This window comes from Morganella sp. EGD-HP17 (assembly GCF_000512315.2).
In the GTDB taxonomy this organism is placed as follows: domain Bacteria; phylum Pseudomonadota; class Gammaproteobacteria; order Enterobacterales; family Enterobacteriaceae; genus Morganella; species Morganella morganii.
This window is the reverse complement of the sequence record NZ_AZRH01000044.1, coordinates 1-2,721: the sequence shown is the minus strand read 5'-3', so window position 1 is coordinate 2,721 and position 2,721 is coordinate 1. Positions and strand designations below refer to the sequence as shown.

Annotated in this window: 3 protein-coding genes; all 3 read right to left on the bottom strand. The window is 46.6% G+C overall.

Annotated features, from left to right (window positions below; genetic code table 11):
• On the bottom strand, positions 1-1,068 hold a 1,068-nt coding region (locus tag X965_RS18515), incomplete at its 3' end, for an inverse autotransporter beta domain-containing protein (protein WP_036419717.1).
• Between the two features lie 173 nt (positions 1,069-1,241).
• Entirely contained in the window at positions 1,242-1,715 is a 474-nt protein-coding gene (locus tag X965_RS18510) for a hypothetical protein (protein WP_253280793.1), read from the bottom strand.
• A gap of 173 nt (positions 1,716-1,888) precedes the next feature.
• Positions 1,889-2,212: a helix-turn-helix domain-containing protein gene (locus X965_RS18505; protein WP_051997423.1), complete on the bottom strand. Its 324-nt coding sequence runs from the start codon at positions 2,210-2,212 to the stop codon at positions 1,889-1,891.
• Positions 2,213-2,721 lie beyond the last annotated feature (509 nt).

Here is a 2,721-nt window from a genome sequence, read left to right as displayed (position 1 = left end):
ACCGAAACGGTAGGAAAGCTCCATACCGACTTTGCTGTCATTCGAATCGCCGCGGGATGTCTGACCTTTGAGGGTCATTAACGGGAACGGGGTGTAACTGAGCCCGACAGTGGAGACCGACGGGTTATTTTTCAGCTCACCGGAAGAGGGGTTGCCGGCCAGACTGACGCCGTCGCCGAAGTACCGTTCATATTTTGCAAATGCACCTAACTGCGGGTAATCAGGCAGATAGCCCTCCGCACGGATATCAAACCCGTTCGCCGGGCGTTCGTCGTAATCGCGCATTTCATGCAGTTTTGACGGGTGCCAGTCTGTTACCCTGAAGTAGCCGTTAGCCGCAAACTTCAGGTAGTTGGCCCATAACTCACCGCCGGCACCGACCCGCGAGTTACCGCCGGTGATATCGTAGTCATAAAAGCTGTTCACACCCCACATCCAGCCGTCTTCATACTGACGGTAGCCCAGACCGAAGTTGGTGGTGGTACGTTCTTCATCAGCGCGAAGCCCGATCTGTGTGAATAACAGGCTGTCCGGGTTATCGATTAACGGTACCAGTACGTCCGCTTCCCCGGTTTTACTGCTGCCGAACTGAACACGGGCATGCGCCACCTGGTTCAGCCAGTCATTCACCTGCTGGTTAATCAGGCTTTCACCGATACTGCGCACGTAGCCGAGAGATGCATCCACCGCATTCTCACTGGAGAGGATCTGCCCGGCCTGTGAGGCGTTACCCGCCAGGCGGGCTTCATTCTGTGCCGCTTCATCTTCCGGAGAAATGTCCGGCAGACCGAGAGTCGGCAACGCACTGAAGATATCATCGGTCCGCACGGTGTTATCACGCGGTGCAGGATTCGCCGAGTCAGGCAGTGTGCTGACACTCATCGGGAACGGCATGCCGTTCTGCCCGGAGATAAAGCCACTGTCCGAACCGGACGGCATATCAACGGTAAATCTCTCACCACTCAGAGTGCTGCCGGAAGCGGTTTTTCCACCCTGTGGTTTCGGAGGCGGAACCGGGCTCGGAGATGTATTCATCAATGCATTAAGTCCGTCAAATGTTTCTGACATGATTAATTCATTGTCATGTTCTGCCGCGTAGGCAACAGATAATGTTGCCGTCGACACAGGAAAAAATAATTGCAAAAAAAGCAACAGGTAGGCTGTTACCCTCTTTGTTTTTGAGTAATACGAAGTAACAGGCATGAATACATCCCCGAAATGAGATTAAAAATTCAGAAAAATCAAATGTCAGACAGTGCTTTTATTTTATCCTTCACACCAATGAAACCAGCGTACTGAACTTTGGCACATAAGGTGTCCAGTTTTTTATTCAGCGTCATGGATAACACTTCACGGGAGTCTTTATCCATAATCTCTTTATTGACGTTTAAAAAGGTATAGTTCTGATTAATACGTCCGTAGCTTGATGAAAAATCATCAAACTCAGCCTGGTTCACGCCTTTAAGGAAATTAAATCCGTCCACACAGGCATTGTTGGTGGATGCAATCACAATCCCCTGTGATGCCGTTTGTTTACTGCCCACATACGCCTGTGCCGCATTATTTCCGGTCACAGCCGGTGTGGCAGAGCGGAACTGCTGTGTCACCGGTGTTTTTTTCACTGCGTCCGTATTTTTTTTGGGCGGAACCGATGAACATGCCGCAAGAAATAAAGAGGTGACAGCCACCACAGTCAGTTGTATTTTTTTAGCCATTTTCATTCCGTAATATTGGTTGGTTGTTAAAATCAGACAGGACCGGGCTTTACCCGCCCGCTGAACAGGAGGTCATAAAAATATCATCGTTAAACTGATGATGCCGGCACAACAGCGGAATTATCGTTACACCTGAGTATTTAGCCCGTTTGGTTATATCGCGCCCGGAGGGATTAAAATCTCATTTTACACCCCGGAGGCGTAATCCTGACAGACTGAGGAAAAACACTGTCGTATGACGAATACGGAATTCCGGTAAAACTTTCAGTTACAAACCGGTTCCATGAAACCCCGTACTCCTGGAGTATCCTGTCCAGCTGAAAAAGCCCTACCGCACTTTCTCCCCGCTCATACCGGGATACCTGCTGTTGGCTAATCATTAACTGGCCAGCAACAGCAGTACCGGAAAGAGAACGCTCATGACGGCATTTTCTTAAAAACGCCCCAATCTTACGATTGAATTCTTTGCATTCTCCTTCCGTCATATTTTTCGGCATCTCTCCCCTCCGGGAACAATAACGCTGAATATAATCACACTCTGTGAAAAGTACTAAAAATACGCTTATGAGGAGTATAGTTGCGTAATTGAAAATAACAAACACATCCCCCTCCCTGCAAATGTTAAAAAATATTTTATATGGAATATTTTTTATTTATGAAACACATACGAAAACACACCTTACAAATAAACTAAGTCAACCCAACATCATGAAATAAATACGATATGACGTAAAACTTATTTTTAATTTCAAAAAAAAAAAACTTAGCAGAATAAAACACCACACAAAAACAATGACACAACTAGAAACTCTATTTTTCAAAAAGAAACACTTCCGTATGGTACTCCACACTTTTAAGGGTTCTGCACGGAGTCTGAGGTCAGGCTTGTTACAAAAAATTGAGTTGATGATGACCACTGTCACATTCATTTATTTCAGGAGCAACAGCGATGGCATCTAATGATTTTGAATGGAAACATTTTACTCCCACTGTTATTGGGGTCCGC